General features: G+C 48.1%; 16 protein-coding genes and 1 tRNA gene. 8 read left to right on the top strand and 9 right to left on the bottom strand.

Annotated features, from left to right (window positions below; genetic code table 11):
• Nucleotides 1–25: 25 nt before the first annotated feature.
• From L4D06_RS23150 to L4D06_RS23125, 6 genes are all read right to left on the bottom strand, one after another.
• A complete protein-coding gene (locus L4D06_RS23150) occupies nt 26–640 on the bottom strand; it encodes a LysE family translocator (protein ID WP_429741672.1) in 615 nt (204 codons plus the stop codon).
• A gap of 282 nt (nt 641–922) precedes the next feature.
• A tRNA-Ser gene (locus L4D06_RS23145) sits at nt 923–1,013 on the bottom strand.
• A 191-nt stretch (nt 1,014–1,204) separates the two neighbouring features.
• Nucleotides 1,205–1,972: a hypothetical protein gene (locus tag L4D06_RS23140; RefSeq protein WP_429741670.1), complete on the bottom strand. Its 768-nt coding sequence runs from the start codon at nt 1,970–1,972 to the stop codon at nt 1,205–1,207.
• A 235-nt stretch (nt 1,973–2,207) separates the two neighbouring features.
• Nucleotides 2,208–5,327: an efflux RND transporter permease subunit gene (locus L4D06_RS23135; protein WP_429741668.1), complete on the bottom strand. Its 3,120-nt coding sequence runs from the start codon at nt 5,325–5,327 to the stop codon at nt 2,208–2,210.
• 6 nt (nt 5,328–5,333) lie between these two features.
• Entirely contained in the window at nt 5,334–6,413 is a 1,080-nt protein-coding gene (locus L4D06_RS23130; RefSeq protein ID WP_429741666.1) for an efflux RND transporter periplasmic adaptor subunit, read from the bottom strand.
• Nucleotides 6,414–6,472: 59 nt separating this feature from the next.
• Nucleotides 6,473–7,831, bottom strand: a complete 1,359-nt coding sequence (locus L4D06_RS23125; protein WP_429741664.1) for a TolC family outer membrane protein — start codon at nt 7,829–7,831, stop codon at nt 6,473–6,475.
• A gap of 258 nt (nt 7,832–8,089) precedes the next feature.
• Here L4D06_RS23125 and L4D06_RS23120 point away from each other — a divergent pair, with 258 nt between their 5' ends.
• The 7 genes from L4D06_RS23120 to L4D06_RS23090 all read left to right on the top strand — a co-directional run bounded on the left by L4D06_RS23120 (nt 8,090) and on the right by L4D06_RS23090 (nt 13,179).
• Nucleotides 8,090–8,320, top strand: a complete 231-nt coding sequence (locus L4D06_RS23120) for a cold shock domain-containing protein (RefSeq protein WP_429741662.1) — start codon at nt 8,090–8,092, stop codon at nt 8,318–8,320.
• Between the two features lie 26 nt (nt 8,321–8,346).
• Nucleotides 8,347–9,318, top strand: coding sequence for a hypothetical protein (locus tag L4D06_RS23115; protein WP_429741660.1), 972 nt, complete (start codon nt 8,347–8,349; stop codon nt 9,316–9,318).
• Between the two features lie 79 nt (nt 9,319–9,397).
• Nucleotides 9,398–9,577 carry a hypothetical protein gene (locus L4D06_RS23110; protein ID WP_429741658.1) on the top strand — a complete coding sequence of 60 codons (180 nt, stop codon included), beginning with the start codon at nt 9,398–9,400 and terminating at the stop codon, nt 9,575–9,577.
• 47 nt (nt 9,578–9,624) lie between these two features.
• On the top strand, nt 9,625–10,389 hold the full coding sequence (locus L4D06_RS23105) for a winged helix-turn-helix domain-containing protein (protein WP_429741656.1): 765 nt from the start codon (nt 9,625–9,627) through the stop codon (nt 10,387–10,389).
• A complete protein-coding gene (locus L4D06_RS23100; protein ID WP_429741654.1) occupies nt 10,329–10,928 on the top strand; it encodes a hypothetical protein in 600 nt (199 codons plus the stop codon). Before L4D06_RS23105 ends, L4D06_RS23100 begins: the two co-directional genes overlap by 61 nt.
• A 448-nt stretch (nt 10,929–11,376) precedes the next feature.
• Nucleotides 11,377–11,916, top strand: coding sequence for a hypothetical protein (locus L4D06_RS23095; protein WP_429741652.1), 540 nt, complete (start codon nt 11,377–11,379; stop codon nt 11,914–11,916).
• A gap of 30 nt (nt 11,917–11,946) precedes the next feature.
• Nucleotides 11,947–13,179 (top strand): carbohydrate porin, encoded by a 1,233-nt coding sequence (locus L4D06_RS23090; protein WP_429741650.1) that lies wholly within the window; start codon nt 11,947–11,949, stop codon nt 13,177–13,179.
• A gap of 120 nt (nt 13,180–13,299) precedes the next feature.
• Here the strand turns inward: L4D06_RS23090 and L4D06_RS23085 are convergent, their stop codons facing one another.
• Entirely contained in the window at nt 13,300–14,187 is an 888-nt protein-coding gene (locus L4D06_RS23085) for a LysR family transcriptional regulator (protein ID WP_429741648.1), read from the bottom strand.
• A gap of 129 nt (nt 14,188–14,316) precedes the next feature.
• Between L4D06_RS23085 and L4D06_RS23080 the strand changes: the two genes are divergently transcribed.
• Nucleotides 14,317–15,999 (top strand): amidohydrolase, encoded by a 1,683-nt coding sequence (locus tag L4D06_RS23080; RefSeq protein ID WP_429741646.1) that lies wholly within the window; start codon nt 14,317–14,319, stop codon nt 15,997–15,999.
• 87 nt (nt 16,000–16,086) lie between these two features.
• Here L4D06_RS23080 and pstB read toward each other — a convergent pair whose 3' ends face one another.
• Nucleotides 16,087–16,839 carry a phosphate ABC transporter ATP-binding protein PstB gene (gene pstB, locus L4D06_RS23075; RefSeq protein WP_274163883.1) on the bottom strand — a complete coding sequence of 251 codons (753 nt, stop codon included), beginning with the start codon at nt 16,837–16,839 and terminating at the stop codon, nt 16,087–16,089.
• Between the two features lie 139 nt (nt 16,840–16,978).
• The coding region (pstA, locus tag L4D06_RS23070; protein WP_429741644.1) for a phosphate ABC transporter permease PstA at nt 16,979–18,122 on the bottom strand (1,144 nt) is incomplete at its 5' end.

Genomic DNA, 18,122 nt, shown 5'->3' with positions numbered 1-18,122 from the left:
GCTACAACCGAAACGCTGCTTGAAATTACTGACGACTAAGTAAGAGATTGAGACCAGAAAACGCTAAGAAGGCGGCACATGCTTTATTGAAACGTTTTGCCATTCGGGGTTTAGCGAACCATTGCCTGAGGTAGATGCCAAACACTGCATAGATAGATATTGCCGTCATTTCCAGTGCTAAGAACGTGCAACCTAATACGAAAAATTGCTGGTGAACGTTTGCGGAAACATCCACAAATTGAGGAAGAAAAGCGGTGAAGATCAATATTGCTTTCGGGTTGCCAGACGCCAGAATGAATTCTTGCTTCGCGAGACCAAAGCGGTTTTGATTAGTATCGATTTCAGACACTGGGCTTGATTCTGAGCGCCAAAGGCTAACAGCAATCCAAAGCAGGTAAAGAGCGCCAAACAGTTTGATCGCAAAGAACAGCGTTTCGGACGCATACAGCACCACGGCTAACCCCGACGCTGCCAACGCTATCATGACAGCAAACGCAGTAATTCTGCCTAACCCAGCAATAAACGCAGATTTAAACCCATAGCACCGCGCATTATTCATGGAGAGGAGATTGTTCGGTCCCGGGGTCATGTTCAGCGCAAAGCATGCCGGAATGAAGAAAAGCAGCGTCCAAATTTCCACGATATCTCCCTGATGAATTTCTCAAACAAAGCTTTAGTTGCGAGCTACCATCGCTTGTGAATTGAACCACTATAGACACTTAACCCTTTCAATCCAAGAATGCCGAACGCCAGATACAAAAAAGCCCGCTCACTCCTGTTATCAAGAGAAGGCGGGCTTAATCTGATTTGGTGGAGCCAGTTCGAGGCATAGAGGGACTTTCAAATCCCGAGATAGAATCACCATCGCTGGAATGCAAAAAGGCCGCTGTATCTTTGGCAAGAACAGCGGCCTTTTCTAATTTGGCGGAGAGATAGGGATTTGAACCCTAGGTGGGCTATAAACCCACGCCGGTTTTCAAGACCGGTGCTTTAAACCACTCAGCCATCTCTCCGTTGTTGCGGCGAATATTACAAAGCCCTCGCCTGCTTGTAAAGCCTGAATTTGCTGAAATTTGTTTGTTTGCGCAGCCTTTAAACAGTTCGAGGATTTGTTCATCAGTTTGATGATTTCCTCGGCACCCTAAAATGAATCGATGACGAATCACATTATAAAACGCAAGTCATCATCGGTTTATATTCACATTCAAAAGAACCATTTCACGCCAATTTCAGCTTTCAATTCATACTCATTTTCCAATTCCAATCCGCTTGGCAACACCACATCAGATGACGCGTACGCAAGTTTAGTCATCAGCCATTGTGTCCGGTCACTTTTGATCGGCGCATTGAACATCATGTTGTAGGCGGTCGATTCCATCTCGACGACATCGCCGGTCACTTTTACGTATTCTGGCCATGCCTGTAAAAAGGCGCCTGAATCCCCCACTGGCACAGTCGCAAACAGGTTGAGCATGTAACCGTCAGCGGACTCACCAAACACTTCGCCAACGGTATAGTTCACATTCGGGAACACCATAGCGCCGCCAGTGTACTTAGGATTGATCAAACCAATCGCGCCTGCAGAAAACAGTAGGTTGTCATCCATCCCTGTGTTTTTTTGATGAATGATGTCTGTCATAAAGCCAACTCTGGGCATCATGTTGTTATCAATCGCGTGCACCTGAAAATACTGCCCCCGACTGCTTAAGTAATCTGCCCCCACCGAATCTTTACCCGACTTGGCATCTGCATCACCAAAGTTACCTTCTAGAAAACCTGCGAATTGGATATTTTCGTTCCACGCACCCGTCAACATGCCAGACAAGCGCATATCAGCATCTGAGGTCACAAACACTGCGGCTTGCGTATAGACCTGTGTTAAATCAGAAGGGTCGATCACCTTGCCTTCTTCAGCAAAAGTAGGCAGGGACGCTGCAGCAATCAGAGAGCTAGCAATAAGTGTTCTATTCATGGTGTTTTCCTTTTTAAATTTCATCGCTCTGCCTAGCGTCCCTTCCAAGAGGCGAAAATCGGACAAGAATCAATCACGCCATTGTCAATGAACAATGCCGTTCATAAAAATCACATTTGAGGGGGATTTCCATTCATTGGGGTGAGCCACATGTGGGCTCACCCGTTGTTGTTGTAAATATTGTTGCTTTGGATATTGTTGTTGTGAATATTTTTGTGGATCAAATGGTTGAGGATCACGTTGTGGTTGGTTTGACCTTCTCACGCAATCGTTGGAACAGTGCATAGAAACCAGGAGTCATCATGGCGCCGATACAAAGCACAACCAACATGCCACCGAGCAGAGCGAGGCCAGTGGTATTCTGGGCAACCGCACCTGCACCACTTGCAAAGACCAGTGGCAAGATGCCAAGAATGAACGACCAAGAGGTCATATTGACTGCGCGGAAACGCATCTTGCCGCCTTGAATCGCCGCCTCTTCAATAGGGAGCCCTTCTTGCTCGCGTTTGATGCGAGAGAACTCCACCATCAAGATGGCGTTTTTCGCCGCGAGAGAAATCAGTAGGATCATGCCTATCTGGCCGTAAATCGATAGCGCTTGTCCGCCAAGCAGCAATGCCGCGAATGTCCCAACAGCAGCCAGCGGGGCAACCATGATGATGGCAGCAGGTAGAGCCCACGACTCATACTGGGCAACCAAGAACAAGTAAATGAAGACCAGCGCCAGTGCCATCGCAATTTGCGCAGCATTGCCCGAGAGCTTTTCTTGATAGGCCATGTTAGTCCAATCAATGGTGTAGCCATCACTTAACACCTCTGCTGCCACGCGCTCCAGTGCCGCAATCGCCTCACCCGATGAATAACCCGGTGCTGGGTTCATTTGCAGACGCGCAGAAGTGAGCATGTTGTAGCTGGTCACCATGTCTGGTTCCATGGTCGGCGCAATAGTGGCAACCGCTGATAGCGGAACTTGCTCACCCATCGCAGACGGTACATGGATGCGAAGCACGTCTTGTAGATCGTCACGTTGCTCGCCTTTGGCTTGAACAAAGACGCGGTAGCTGCGTCCATCCATGGCAAAGTCATTGACGTATGCAGAAGCCAAATGCGTTGCCAGCGCATCATTGATAACACCGACCGACACCCCCAAATGACGCGCTTTCTCGCGGTCAATTTCTACGTTGTAGTGCGGAACATTGGCACGGTAGGTTGTCATCGCATTGATGATTTCCGGCGCTTGGTTCGCCGCCGCCATTAGCTGGTACGTCATGCTCGCAAGCTCTTGGGCACTGCGGCCTTCAGTATCCTGCACCATGACTTCCAGCGCGTCACCAATACCAATCCCTGGGATTGGTGGCAAACCCATCGCAATACTCATGGCTTTGTCGATGCCATAAAGCTGCATGTTCAAACGCTGGGCGACGGCTTGCTGAGAATGATCACCATCCATTGCTAGACGCTCATCCCAGTCTTTCAGGTTCACAAATAAGGCTGCCGCATTGGATGAAACGCCCCCTGATAAAGCATTGAAACCCACCGCTGCTGCAAAATCTTCAATCGCGGGATCTTGGGCCAGAATCGCTTCTGCCTGAGCCACAATGTCATGCGTTCGAGCTTTCGATGCGTTGTCTGGCAAGAACATTGCCACCGCCAATACCCCCTTATCTTCAGCAGGCACAAAAGCGGTTGGAACTTTATTGCCCATCTGCACCATAGCGACAATGGCAATCGCAAAGGCCACCAGCAGCACTGATGTTTTGCGCACAAAAAGGGTCACCACCAAGCTGTAACCCGCCGTTGCTTTGTCGAACAGTCGGTTGAAGGCCACAAACCATGCAGCAGGTTTGGTGTTACGTTTCATCACCAACGCGCACAGTGCTGGAGACAAGGTCAATGCGTTGATTGCAGAGAGCACCAAGGCAATACAAATGGTGATGGAGAATTGCGCGAACATCAGGCCAGTGATCCCCGGCAGCATGGCAACGGGAATAAACACCGCCAGCATAACCAAAGTTGACGCGACAATCGGGCCCGTGACTTCTGACATGGCTTTGATGGTGGCTTCTTTCGCCGACATATCTTCATTTTCATTGAGGATGCGCTCGACGTTTTCCACCACCAGAATGGCATTATCCACCACGATCCCAATCGCAAGGATTAAACCAAACAGCGTGACGGTATTGATGGTGAAGCCGCCCATTTGCATGAAAGCAAAGGTACCAATCAAGGACACGGGAATCGCTACCACTGGAGCCAACGTTGAGCGGATATTGCCCAAGAATAGGTAGGTGACAAGAATAACCAGCAACACAGCGACGAAAAGGGTTTTCACGATCTCTTTAATCGAGATTTCTACCGATACTGTGGTGTCATAAGGCACACTGTAAACCACGCCTTCAGGCAGAAGCGATTCAATCTCTTGGAGGATTTCCATCGTCGCGGCGCCTGCATCAAGCGCATTGGCTCCCGGCGCCAATGAGGTTGTCACCAGTGCAGCGGGTTGCCCGTTATAGGTTGCGTAAGCATCAAAGAATTGGCGTTCAATCTCAACTTTCGCCACATCACCAAGGTATATCTGGCTACCATCAGGATTGGTTTTGACAATGATTTGTTGGAACTCTTCTGCGCTATTTAATCGCCCTTGCGTGATCAAGTTATACTGCATTGCCGTGTTTTCACGACTCGGCCCTTGCCCAATTCGACCCGCTGGTACGACGGCGTTCTGCTCACGAATGGCATTTTTCACATCCAAGGTACTCACGCCCAAGCTCGCCATACGATCAATGTCAGTCCAGACACGCATGCCAAACGTGGCACCAACCAGTTCCGACGTCGCCAGCCCTGGCACACGAGCCAAGCGCTCCATAAAGTTCGCTTCCACCCAGCTATTGAGTGATAACTCGTCCATGTTCCCTTGCGGAGAATGGAAAGCAATCGCCATCAAATCATCCGGCGAGGCTTTACGGATCCTCACACCACGCGCTCGTACTTCAAATGGCAGGAGATTCTCCGCCGTGGCGACGCGGTTTGAAACATTCACCATCGCCATGTCTGAGTCGATGCCGTTTTCAAACGTAATATTCAGGAAATACCGACCATCGTTTGACGAACGCGACTGCATGTAAACCATACCTTCAACGCCGTTAACTTCCGTTTCGATCGGGTTGCCAATCACTTCCTTGACTGTCTCTGCACTGGCTCCCGGCATAAACGCCACCACACGCACTTGTGGAGGGGTAATGCTTGGGTATTCAGAGATCGGCATGGTTTTAATCGCAATCAACCCTATCAACGTCAAGAATATAGAGATGACAAAGGCGAATTTCGGTCGACTGATAAAAAATTGACTGAGCATAATGAGTTACTCCGCTGCCACAACAGGGGCTCCCGCACGAATGCGCTGGAGTCCACCAACAATCACCGAATCACCAGATTCGATCCCTCCTGTCACAAATACGTCTTGCCCAATGCGGGAGGCAACCTCAACGTCTTTACGCGTGGCAACACCGTCTACAATCATCATCACGTAGTGACTATCGACATCCTGATGAATGGCCTTGTGAGGGATAATCTGACCTTGAAGTTCACCCGCCGTCACACCCACTCGAACAAACTGGTTCGGAATAAGCGCTCCAGCATCGTTATCAAACTGCGCCGCAATCGCTATCGTCCCGCTCGTCGCATTCACTTTATTGTCAACAAATGACAGCGAACCCACATGTCCGGTTGTTTGACCATCAATCTCTAGGATGAAAGGGGTTTGGCTGTTTTTCTCAAACTTGTAGTGCGCCAATTTGTTCTCGTTCACCGAGAAACTCGCCTCAATCGGAGACACTTGAATGATGTCTGTCAGCGCACCAAAGCTGGGCCCAACCATATCGCCGATAGAGAAATTGCTTTTACCTATACGACCCGAATACGGCGCGCGCACCTTGGTTTGTTCTAGATTATCTTGCTGAACCGTGACGTTTGCTTTCGCAGATTCAACGCGTGATTTCGCCATCGTCAATTCAGCGAGACTCAGGTCAAATTGAGCTTGGGAAAGGCCGCCCGTCGACAGCATGTTTTTGTTGCGCGTATGGTTTAGCTTTGACAGATTAAGCGCCGATGTTGCTTCAACCAAGGTGGCTTTCGCGGCGTCTAAAGCTGCTTGATAAGAGGTAGGGTCGATATCAAAAAGCACACTGCCTTTATCAACCAAAGCGCCATCTTCAAAATTCTTACTCAACAGATAGCCGGTGGTTCTCGGTGTTAATTGCGCAGATTCCATCGCTTGGATACGGCCAACATAGAAGTTCACTGGCGCGTGATTTGTCTCCACGGCCTCGACCACAGTGACGGCTGTTGCTGCCGGAGCAGCAGATCCAACCGTCTCTTTTTCTGCACTGCATCCTGCAAGCAATAGTGCTGAAGCCACGATTGATAACGATACTTTTTTCATGTCAGTTCTCTTTCTGGTTATGTCGTCACGAATTTTGTTTTGAAGGTTCAAAAACACCTTCACTCATCGCCTCGTAGGGAAAGGCGATTAATGGCTGTGATGTCGCGCTCAGTGAGTTCACCACCGAGAAATTTGAGGTTGAGCGCTGCCAGCAGATAATTGATTTCTGCTTCCGACTGCTGCTGTCTGGCGGCAAAAAGTTGGTGGGTGGCATTGAGGACATCGACAATGGTGCGGCTACCAATGTCAAAGCCTTGCTCTGTGGCAGCCAGTGCGGCTTCTGCCGAAATCACCGCTTGCTGATAAGCACGATTGGCGCTTGATAACGCGTGCAGATTCTTCTCAGTGCTTCGAACATCACGGGTCAGGTCACGCCAAGTTTGCTCACGCAATTCCAGTGCTTGCTGATATTGCACTTTGGCCTGCTCCACCTTGGAGTTTGTCGCACCGCCGCGATAAATCGGCAACGTCATCGCAACTCCCGCAAAGGCGGTGGCATTGTTGTCTAAATCGCCCCATGCGCCTGCTTCACCAACCATAGGTTTGATGCGAGATTTGGCACCAAAGGCGTATCGATATTCCGCGAGCAAACCCAGAGTGGGAAAATGTCCAGCTTCAGCGAGTGAAATCTGTGCTTTTGAAAGAGTGATCACTTGCTGCTGAATACGCATTTGCGGGCTATGGGTCTGGGCTTTTTCTTCCCATGAGGAAAACCCTTCAGGCGTTGGTGTATTGGCTTCCACTGCAGAAAGATCAAAAGACTGCACGCCGGAGTATGACTTGCCCGACAAGGCGTAAAGATCATCCAATGCCTTCTCAACATCGTTTTGCGCAAAGATCACTGCGGCCTGCGCCAAGTCGTACTGTGCTTGCGTTTCTTTCACGTCGTTCTCGGCAATTAAGCCGTTATTAAAACGGTGCTTTGTTTGTTTAAGGTGTTCAGCAATCGCATTAAATGTCGCTTCTGTCTGCTTCAATATTTCCTGCGTGCGCAAAGTAGAAAAATAGCGATTGGCAACCTGCAACGTCAGCCCTTCGACTGCTACCTGATGCGTCACCAATGACAAAGCGACCTGATGATCTGCAAGCTTGTTAGCGTCGTTCAGTTCCTGATTAAACAAGTTTTGACCAATGGACAACTTGGCCTCTGCACCCTGTCCATCGGTTTCTGTTAGCGTGGTCCAATCGTTACGTAATGCGCCATAAGAAAGGGAGGCATCTATTTGAGGCTGATATAACGCACTCGCTTGATCTTTTTGTTTGGCAACACGCTCAGTGTCCAACCATGAATAAGAAAGCTGGGGATTGTTGTTAAGAGTGTCGTGATACAGGGTTTCAAGCGAAACAGGTTTTGCCACCGTACCCGCGCTAATAATCACGCTGAGTAAAGTCATTGGAATATAAGTTATTTTTTTCATGGTTAAAGCCCGCCGATAAATAATCAACCTGTCTGGGCATACCCAACAGGACGGTTCGGGGACTTTTTACCGACATTGAAAAATACGCAGTAGAGAGCAGGGGTAACAATCTTGTTCCAGATCAGCTTTTGATGTGATCTTGATCCAGTTTTGTGTTGTGCCGCCGGAAAAATATCGATTTAATTTATTACATATTAATTGACGCATTGACGTGGAATTTAGGTAAAGTGATATCGTGTCACGAGGAGGCGTAAAACCATGAAATCGAAGCCAACACTATGCCTAAAAGGCAGTATTAAATGGTTTAACACAGAGAAAGGATTTGGTTTCGCAGTACCCGATGGCATGGGAGTCGACGTCCTTTTTGATCTGTCGACCATCCATTGTGACGCCCCGATCACGCTTCGTCACGAGCAACGCATTTATATGGAAATTACACAGCAGGCCAGCGGTGGCTATTCAGCTACCCATATTCTCCCACTCGACTAAATGCACACACAGAAGAGATAAGGTTGATGCCAAGAGGACGCCCAACAGAATGCCCAATCATTCGCCAAGAACGCTTGGTCGCTCGCCTGTTTGAACAAAAAAACACCCTCTATCAGCAAGTCATACAATCAATCGCGACGATCCACCCTTCTATTGATAACCACCAGCGAGCACAGCTCAGTCAAACGCTATTTGCTGTCAGCGAAGAGTTCCGACTCTGGGCAGATGCAGAAAATCTGCTGCTTGGGGTACAGCGAAACCGTCGCCTATCAACTGCTCTTACCGCACAGGTACAACACGTTCAGACATTGCTCGGGCAGCTTTCTGATTTTTATGACCTCTACCTTTCAACCCAAGGCTTCACAGAGCAAATACCATCATTTATTCGCGACTTTAATGGCGACTTTACGCAGCTAACCAATGCGGAAATTCCCACTCAAACTCAATGCCTAAAGCAGGTCGCGAATACGCTGATGACACAACTTGATGCTGAGTCCAAACCCAACAAACATTGGCTTCAAGGTATGAGAAGCACCATTAGACAAGCCATGTTATTTGTTATTCACCACCGAATGTCACTGGTCTACCCACCTGAGCATCAAACTCGCACGGGGCGCCCTGCCATACCGTTACCCGTGCAATTTGTTCGTGCAGAACAAGCTATGATCGACGCATATTTTGCGCTTTGTGTGCTTTGGAAAGCATCACAACACAAAACCGTGTCGCCGCAGAAGGTTTGGCAAACTCACACTGTCACAATCAAGAAGCAACGGGCGGGAAGACCCACCCTGACAAAGAAGCAACGGCTGCAAAGAGAACTCACCAAGGCCAGACGCGAGTTGGGTAGACTGGCTAACACATGCGATAAACCTGCCAATGAACACCAACGAGGAAGAAAACCTATCCCTTTGGATATCAAGAAAGCGCGTTTATTGGAAAAAATTGCCACATTGGAAAACACCCTCCTTCACTATGAAGCATCACCCTCCTCACTTTGATGGGTTTTCCCTAACATAACTGATTGGTGCGAATAAACGCCGCCTGATACCTTGGTACTAAAGATTAGGGGGGTGGCTTATGAACAAATATATGTTGGCAACAATCATCCTAACCGCAGCTGTCAGCCTAGTGCTGCTGTTGGTCTTTACTTCGCTTCAACACCACAATCAGGCGGTTGAATCCCTCTTTCATGAGACTGATATTTTGCATCAGCAAGGCGTTAATAACCTCTACGATTTTATCCTCTCACCGAAATAGCGCCCTTCGCGTCATTTCAGTTTTACTGGCATTCATAGCGTTCAAATATGACCTATTACCTGATTAACCGGGACATTGTTTTTGATAACGCATCAGGGAAGATTGCGCATGTTCATCAAAAAAACACTCAGCAACTTAAATCCAATGAATGGAAGTTGCTGCACCTATTCGTTGCCAATCCGGGCATTGATATCTCCGTTGACCAAATTCTCAATTCGGTCTGGGACGGCAAGCGCGCAAAATCCAGTGTTGCCACGTCAGTAAAAAATCTGCGTAAGTTGCTGGGAGACTCAGCAGACACCCCGCGCTTTATTCAAACTCAGGTCATGAAAGGCTATGCCTTGATTGCGGACGTCACGCAGCTTGATGAAAAACAGCTTAAATCAACACTACAAAAACACCGGTCGACTCAGGCCAAAGCCTTTCAATGGTGCGGTAAACATCGTGGTTCTCTCTCACTGTATACGCTCAATATTGTGTGTGCTGTGAGCCTGTTTATCAGCATTTCTTCCATGTTTCAGCACGGCATATTTGATAGTTGGCTGCCAACAAGAAGCGCCCCCACAGAGTGGCAACCGATGGTGATAAAGGGAACATTGGGACAAGATGCGCTGAACTATACCGCGTGTGATTCGTTGCTTTCCGATGCGCGAACGTCAAACCGTTTAAAACATATTGAAGTTTCAGCGATAACACCCACTCAAAGACTGCCAAGCCTGACCTGGGCTGACACCAACAAGAAGGTACTGCTATGCCATCTGTCTCCCACCGACCATCTGTATTCCGCCGACCATCTATCTTCCACCAAATAGTTACCTTGCTTTTGTTGGTTGCCGCAATTGGGGCTTGGGGCATTAACCATCATCATTCGTCTGTGAATCATCCTGAAACGATGGCTGAAAACAAGGTGTGGTATCTCAAGCATCGGGGCTATCCGAACCAGTTTGGTTTTCTCAGTCACCATTGGGGACTTCGTGTCGTTGAATCTGACATTGAAACAGCAATAAAAGAAAGAGGCGAGGCCACCATTGCGGTGAGAATGAAGCTGTTTGATTCTGAGGGATTAATGGGTTTCGTGACGCTGCAATTTGATGCGCACATGCAAGTAAGCGGTGGCGACCGTTTAAAGTTAGAGGTAGATAAGCGCACAGCTACGATCACTGAGCATTCTGAACACTTTGATTTGGCGACGTTCCGCCCCTATCTCGATGATTTGCTTCATGACATGTATCAAGGGCAGCGAAATATCATTTCAATATCTCATACCGAGGCCATTATGGAAGTTCCTTACATGGGCATTGTCAGGGTACACCCAATCCCTGAAGCAAAGATTATCGATTCCACCCTGTAATACTTTTCTCTCTTTTCAATTTGGCCTGCAGTTTCTCGCTGTAGGCTTTTGTTTCTTACCCCCCTCCCATTCGTACTACTCATTCTCATATCGCCATGAACAAAGGTTCTCTTGTTCAGCCTGTCATCGGCTCGACACCGTCTGTATCTTCACTTGCACTTGCACTTGCACTTGCACTTGCACTTGCACTTGCACTTGCACTTGCACTTGCACTTGCACCCAAAACATACCCCTGCCCCAGCAGCAATCGATGCCCTATCTGAAAATGATCCCTGACACTTAACGCCAAGCTCCCAAGGTGGTTTGAAACCTATGAGATAACCAATGAAACCACATGAAAATCCATTATTTACAACAAGTTATCTTGTCGTCGATTTTTCGTGATTTTAGTTCTTTTTAGCTTCTGATCCCTAGTATTTGTCCTGCCTGAATCACAAAGGTGACGACAATGTTTAGCTGCATACACGACGCACGCCAATTGCTGCTGGTGCGATGCAAGGAAGTAACAACATTCGTCAAGGATGACACCATCGCGATTCTACCGACGGAGAGAAGCGCGATTTTAGAAACACTCAATGCGTTGGAAATCACCATCGCTAACGATGAAAACGTAGACGACAAATTGCAATCGCTACAGGTGTGTTTTTCTCGAATGGCGGTATCCGTCAATCTGGAACGCTACCACGCTTTAGCGCGCAGCATTGAGAAAGCAAAAATACAAATAGGGCGTTTGTTGCAAGCCAACGAACACGCAGAACACAGCGACACCCAGAAGTTTTATCTCTACTTAAAACACAAGGGGCTGATCAGTAGCTGGCAAGAACTGGAGTTCGGCAATGTCGCCACAGTTGTTGATGCATTCAAGCGGGGGTATCTCACGTTACCCGAAGCATCTGATGCGATTTCAGCATCCATGCGCTGCCAGCATCAGCTCCAACTTTGTCATCTGGCTCAAGCTCGATCTTTCACTCAGGGACAAGCCGCATAAAACCGGCAAACAACAAGAAGCATACTGATAATGAAAACAACACTAAAAATCATCTCAATTGCTGTCATGTTAGCTGCTCCAGCCGCACTCGCAGCAACTAACGTACTAACACAAGAGTCACTCACTGGCGACTGGGCGGGAGCACGCTCTACAATTCAAGAGTTTGGCCTTACCTTTCAAGGTGAATACACCAATACATATCAATCTGCGCGTTCGGGCGTGGATGGCAATCCAAGCAACACTTCACACCGATTCGACTTACTCATTGGCGCAGACACGGAAAAGCTTGGACTTTGGCATGGCGGCAGCTTTCATTCGCAATTGATTTACCGAGACGGCCAGGCGAATGATCTTGGCATCAACAGCCTATCTTTGCCCAACACAGGGTTTTATGGGTATGAAGATGGTGAAAGTGCATATATTTCTAGCTTGTATTACGTGCACCGCTTCACGCCATCCACCAATGCAGTAGTCGGCCAAGTCGATGCGTTTGAGCTACTACGTCATGCACCATTTTATGGTGGTGCAACTCGCCACGGATTTATGAATGTTGCCTTTGCTGCGCCGCCAAGCGGCGTAACTCCCCCCGCTTTTCTCGGGGCTATGGTCAATCACGCAGAGGGGCCTTGGCGCTTTACCGGCATGATATATGACCCGAAAGATCGCTATACCGAGAAAGTCCGACTGGATGACGCATTTGATGATGGTGTCAATATCGCCCTCTCTGCCACATATATGACGCAGTGGGCGGGACGTATGACGACATTAGGCGGCGCTTATACCTATAGCACAGAAGAAGGGATGGACTGGGACGTTCCACCAGAAACCGCCAAATACAAGTACAACGCGCGGTTACAGTTCACGCATAACGTTGCAGAGAATGAAGGGAACCCTCAAGAGGCGTGGGGAATCTATCTACGAGGCTCACTGGCAGACGGCAATCCAAACATTTTAGATGCAACGTTTGCTGGGGGATTCGGTGGTCAGGCGTTGTTCTTCGATCGCCCGCAAGACAACTGGGGCATCGGTTACTACCACCTCACGCTCTCAAACGATTTAAAAAACACCGTCAATAGCATTCTTGATATAGCAGATTTGCCTATTGATGCCCGCATGAGAAATGAACAAGGCGTTGAAGCCTACTATGCCTATCAAGCAACGCCTTGGTTGACCTTCACAGCGGATCTTCAGTACGTGGAATCCATGGTATCAACAGAAGATAAAGCCCTGCTGTTTGGGCTAAGAACGAATATTCGTTTTTAATTAAGCAGCTTCTATCTCCAAAACGCGCTTCACACCTTTGGGCAAGCCATGGGTATATTGATGCTTCTCCGATTGCGTCAATATACCCAAAGTGTTCTCTCCTTCCGGCTTGCCCCTTTTTTAACCCAACATGTGGCCTTCTTCGACAAACCAATCAATGGTGTCAGCAAATACCTTTTGGTTATCTTTTCCAATGGCGAAAAACACATTCAGCCCAATCATTTTACTTTTTGGTAGCTCTTTAAGCTTCAACTCGACCAACTCACCGCTCTTCAAATAGGGTTGCATGTAATCTTCTGGCATTGCCGCCCACCCCTGTTGCTTAATCATCTCGCAAAGCAAATCATGGTTACTTACCACATGAAACCGAGGTGAAATCTTGGCGAAGCCGACGTTAAGCGCCAGAAAGTTTTCACTAATATATTGAGTTTCACTTTGCAGATGGTGAATAGTCACCGCCTCCATGGCAGACAGTGGGGAATCTTTCGCCGCATAGCATTTCAAATGTAAATGACCCAGCGTTTTCCATGTCACCTCCGTTTCAGCAAAGGCCATGTCTCTGTTGGGCATTAATGCAAAATCCGCTTGGCCCTCTTTCAGCATGACCAAGGCTTCCTGACGCGTTCTGTGCAGCCAGTTAATCACCATGTTGGGATAGTGTTCTTTCACCCTCTTTTCAATACTGACCATTAAATTCAAAGGGGCAAAGACATCATGCACAACCGTAAGTGAATGAACATCACTGTCGAAAAGTGATTGGCTGAAGTAATGGAGCTCGCGGTTTTGTTTATCCACCACCTTAGCTTGAAAATAGAGTTTACTGGCTTTCTCTGTAGGAATGGCTTTTCGGCCATCAATGATGAACAGGTCGTAACCCACACCATCTTCAAACGCCATCACATGTTCACGCACCGTGGTCCGCGATTTTCCCAGCAGTTTTGCAGCGGCACTGTAAGAGCCTTGCTCGTATACAGCAATGAAGGTGGCGAGTTGCTCTAAGGTATGCATTTTGTTCCTATCCGTTGCACCTCTTGTTAGTAATACCCTAACAAAACTGACTTTGTCGTAAATGAATTTCAGTTAAAAATAACTGTGAGTTCAAAATCCTACTTAAAAAAACTTATGGCAGAGGTCGATATGAAAATTTTCCCGCTTTCTTTGATCGCTTTAGCGCTCTCCTCGTCGATGGCATTCGCTGCACCAGATCTTATTCTGAAAAACGGCGACATTGTCACGGTAACAAGTGAACAAGATCGCGCTCAAGCTATCGCCATCAAAGACGGTAAAATCGTCGCGGTTGGCAGCACGAAAGACGTGCTCAAACAGAAAGGCAAAAACACTGAAGTGCGCGATCTTGAAGGCAAAACTGTCACGCCAGGTTTTATCGACGCTCATGGTCACTTTGCGAATTACATTCCCTTAGCAAACTCGCTGTTTGTTTACCCTTCTCCAATGGGAACAAGTGACAGTGTTGGTGACATTCAAAACGAACTTCAACGCCATTTTTCGCAGCCAGGATTAAATAAAGACATTCTTCACATTGCATTCGGTTATGACGACTCTGTTCTCGCTGAAAAGCGTCACCCAAATATACAAGAAATGGATAAGGTTACCGGCGATTTCAGCGTTTGTATGATGCACGTCTCTGGTCACTTAGGCGTGTGTAACACGGCAGGCATGACACAAATTGGTTACACCACAGCATCAGAGAACCCGAGCGGCGGCATTATCCACAAAGATAGCAACGGTGAGTTGACTGGCTTGATTGAAGAATCCGCGACTTATGCGCTTTTTCCACATTTGACGGTTGGCAGCCAAGAAGAGGCCCTTGCCAATTTTCAGAAGGCTCAAGATCTCTTTGCCAGTTATGGTGTGACAACCGCACAAGAAGGTTTAGCAACGGCTTCCACACTAGGGCTTATCAAATCCATGGCCGATACTGGCGCACTAAAAATTGATGTATTGGCGTATGCCAAATGGGTAGATTTCGAAACCATCTTGGAGAACATGAAGCTTGGTGAGTACAACAACGGCCTGAAACTGGCGGGGATGAAAGTCACGGGTGATGGCTCTCCTCAAGGAAAGACCGCTTTCCTATCTACGCCGTACTTTGAAGTGCCGCACAGCCACTCTTATCACTATCACGGCTATCCTGTCTTGAACCAAGATGAAATGGATCACTACGTAGATTTGGCTTTTCAACACAACGCACAATTGATCAGTCACGCGAATGGTGATGCCGCTGCCGATTTACTGTTAAATGCAGTAGAAAAAGCCAACGCAAAGTACGGGGAGCGAGATCACCGCACTACAACGATTCATGCTCAAACGATGCGTCTCGACCAAATCAAACGCATGCGTGATGCCGGAATGATGGCGTCTTACTTCCCAGCTCACACCTTCTTTTGGGGTGATTACCATCGCGACTCTGTTTTAGGCCCATGGCGCGCATCAAACATCTCCCCGATGGGATGGGCTGAGGAGTTTGGGCTAACATACACCATTCACATGGATGCTCCCGTTGCCTTCCCAGACCAAATGCTAAACATGTGGACCGCCGTTAACCGTGTTACGCGTTCTGGCGAAACGCTAGGTGAACACCACAAAATCACCCCTTACCAAGCACTGGAAGCCGTCACTAAAACCGCGGCATACCAAAACTTTGAAGAAATAGAAAAAGGCACTATCGAAGTGGGAAAACGAGCAGACTTGGTCGTTTTAGCACAAAACCCTTTGAATGTTGAGCCATTGGAAATCAAAGACATCAAGGTGTTAGAAACCATCAAAGATGGTAAAACTGTGTTTGAATACGCGGGCTAAACATGGGTAAGTAACATCACTTAATACGAATCAAAAGGCGGACTCCATGTCCGCCTTTCATGTTATTTCTCACTTAAAAACAACAAACTAACCGAAACGCCCACTGATGTAATCACGTGTTAATTTATGCTCTGGGTTGTTGAATACGTTTTCGGTGGTATTCAACTCTACTAAGTCGCCCAAGTGAAAGTAGGCGGTGCGGTCTGAGACACGCTTAGCTTGTGACATGGAGTGCGTGACCATCACGATGCTGAAGTTCTCTTTCAGTTCTTCAATCAAATCTTCGATGATACCCGTTGCGATTGGGTCAAGTGCTGAACACGGCTCATCCATCAGAATCACTTCCGGTGCAATCGCGATGCTTCGCGCAATACAAAGGCGCTGTTGCTGGCCACCCGACAAACCTGTCGCAGGCTGATCCAAACGTGACGCTACTTCATCCCACAAACCTGCACGGCGCAGTGATTCTTCGATCACGCCGTCTAGCTCGTCTTTGCTGTCAACCAAACCATGAATACGCGGGCCATAAGCCACATTGTCATAGATGGATTTCGGGAATGGGTTTGGACGTTGGAATACCATGCCGACTTGTGAACGCAACTCAACGATTTCTTGCTCTTTGGCATAGATATTATGGCCGTCCAACAAAATCTCGCCTTTCACTTCACAGCCAGGAACCGTATCGTTCATGCGATTTAAACAACGAAGAAACGTGGATTTACCACAGCCTGACGGGCCAATCATGGCAAGCACTTGTTTCTCACCAATATCGAGATTGATGTTACGAATGGCTGATTTTGCGCCCGCTTCGTAGCTCACGCTGACGTTTCTAGCCGTCATTCTTGGTGCGTCTACAAACGGGACACCACAGGTCTCTTTCGGGGCTGCAGTGTGCTCAGCCGCTTCCATTTTCTTTTTCTGCGGGAATTCACCGACATGTGTCATTGCAGTTGTGGTCGTGGTTGTCATTTCCATACTCCTACCATCTGCGCTCTAAGCGCTTACGCATGATAACGGCACATGCGTTCATAAATGCCAAGAACGCCAGCAGCACCATAATTGCGCCCGATGTATTCTCAACAAAACCTTTTTCTGGGTTTTCTGCCCAGAGATAAATTTGTACAGGTAACGCCGTGGCCGCATCGAGTGGGCCAGAAGGCACTTCTACGATAAATGCAACCATACCAATCATCAGCAGCGGCGCGGTTTCACCCAAGGCTTGTGCCATCCCGATGATGGTGCCAGTTAGCATGCCCGGCATTGCCAAAGGCAATACGTGGTGCATGACCATTTGCATTTTTGATGCGCCGACACCCAATGCAGCATCACGCACGGATGGCGGCACAGCTTTGATCGCGGCACGGCTTGAAATAATGATGGTTGGCAGTGTCATCAAGGTCAGTACCAAACCACCCACTACAGGCGCGGAACGAGGTAAATCCGCCACATTCAAGAACACAGCCAAGCCGAGCAAACCAAACACAATCGAAGGAACCGCTGCCAGGTTATTGATGTTGATTTCAATCAGTTCGGTGGCACGGTTGCGTGGCGCAAACTCTTCTAGGTAAATTGCTGCAGATATACCAATTGGAAAGCTCAAGGCTAACGTGACCAACAAGGTGTAGAACGAGCCAACGGTTGCGCCCCAAATGCCGGCAAGCTCTGCATCTCGGCTATCGCCATTGGTGAAGAAGTTCTTGTTAAAGACAGTGCGCACATTGCCTTCACGCTTCAATTCGTCATACCACTCAATTTGCTGGTTCTTGAACTGACGACCATCTTCAGGAGTGCTGGCTTTGATGTTGCCCTTGTTGTATTGGTTGAAGTTATCACCCGCTTGCGCCCAATACTCGAGCTTCTGCCCAATCAAGGATGGGTCCGCAATCACCCTGTCCCGCAAATCGTATTCTGCACCGTTCGATAGAAACGAATACAGCGCACGTTTGTTCTTGCGGCCATCAACAGGGATTTCTTGAAGAATGGCTTTGCGCACCACTTTGCGGAAGCTGGCATTCATTAATGTCTTTTTGTTGATGTCTTGCCCATCAATACCCAACGCGCTTTCAGACAAATCCACGGTCAGTTTGATTTCCGTGGTGTAGAACGCGGTGTAGCCGTCAGAG

It is taken from the genome of Enterovibrio makurazakiensis, assembly GCF_050336585.1.
Lineage (GTDB): Bacteria > Pseudomonadota > Gammaproteobacteria > Enterobacterales > Vibrionaceae > Enterovibrio > Enterovibrio gelatinilyticus.
This window is presented reverse-complemented; position numbering and strand designations above follow the sequence as displayed.

Coding starts and splice junctions, on each gene's coding strand:
- L4D06_RS23140 (WP_429741670.1), bottom strand. CDS start 1,972: ATGAATAGAACACTTATTGCTAGCTCTCTGATTGCTGCAGCGTCCCTG.
- L4D06_RS23135 (WP_429741668.1), bottom strand. CDS start 5,327: ATGCTCAGTCAATTTTTTATCAGTCGACCGAAATTCGCCTTTGTCATC.
- L4D06_RS23130 (WP_429741666.1), bottom strand. CDS start 6,413: ATGAAAAAAGTATCGTTATCAATCGTGGCTTCAGCACTATTGCTTGCA.
- L4D06_RS23125 (WP_429741664.1), bottom strand. CDS start 7,831: ATGAAAAAAATAACTTATATTCCAATGACTTTACTCAGCGTGATTATT.
- L4D06_RS23120 (WP_429741662.1), top strand. CDS start 8,090: ATGAAATCGAAGCCAACACTATGCCTAAAAGGCAGTATTAAATGGTTT.
- L4D06_RS23115 (WP_429741660.1), top strand. CDS start 8,347: ATGCCAAGAGGACGCCCAACAGAATGCCCAATCATTCGCCAAGAACGC.
- L4D06_RS23110 (WP_429741658.1), top strand. CDS start 9,398: ATGAACAAATATATGTTGGCAACAATCATCCTAACCGCAGCTGTCAGC.
- L4D06_RS23105 (WP_429741656.1), top strand. CDS start 9,625: ATGACCTATTACCTGATTAACCGGGACATTGTTTTTGATAACGCATCA.
- L4D06_RS23100 (WP_429741654.1), top strand. CDS start 10,329: ATGCCATCTGTCTCCCACCGACCATCTGTATTCCGCCGACCATCTATC.
- L4D06_RS23095 (WP_429741652.1), top strand. CDS start 11,377: ATGTTTAGCTGCATACACGACGCACGCCAATTGCTGCTGGTGCGATGC.
- L4D06_RS23090 (WP_429741650.1), top strand. CDS start 11,947: ATGAAAACAACACTAAAAATCATCTCAATTGCTGTCATGTTAGCTGCT.
- L4D06_RS23085 (WP_429741648.1), bottom strand. CDS start 14,187: ATGCATACCTTAGAGCAACTCGCCACCTTCATTGCTGTATACGAGCAA.
- L4D06_RS23080 (WP_429741646.1), top strand. CDS start 14,317: ATGAAAATTTTCCCGCTTTCTTTGATCGCTTTAGCGCTCTCCTCGTCG.
- pstB (WP_274163883.1), bottom strand. CDS start 16,839: ATGACGGCTAGAAACGTCAGCGTGAGCTACGAAGCGGGCGCAAAATCA.